Annotated in this window: 1 pseudogene; it reads left to right on the top strand. The window is 50.5% G+C overall.

Annotated features, from left to right (window positions below):
- Nucleotides 1-285, top strand: a pseudogene (locus tag Q1A48_RS21555) (IS481 family transposase); the annotation flags it as partial.

The following is a 285-nucleotide window of genomic DNA, read 5'->3' as shown; positions in this document are numbered from 1 at the left end:
GCAGACCTTCTGAATGACCGTGTGCTGCCATTCTACGCTTCGCATGAGCTACCTGTGCTGCGTATCCTGACTGATCGCGGCACCGAGTACTGTGGCAAGCTGGAGCAGCATGATTATCAGCTGTATTTGAGCGTGAATGAGATTGAACATACGAAGACGAAAGCCCGGCATCCACAAACGAATGGTATCTGTGAGCGGTTTCACAAGGCTATTCTGCAGGAGTTTTATCAGCCGTCACTACGACGCAAGATTTATGGCTCGCTGGAGGATCTGCAGATGGATCTA

It is taken from the genome of uncultured Microbulbifer sp. (assembly GCF_947489355.1).
Lineage (GTDB): Bacteria > Pseudomonadota > Gammaproteobacteria > Pseudomonadales > Cellvibrionaceae > Microbulbifer.
Note: the sequence above shows the minus strand (reverse complement) of the source record. Positions and strands in the feature narration are given on the sequence as shown.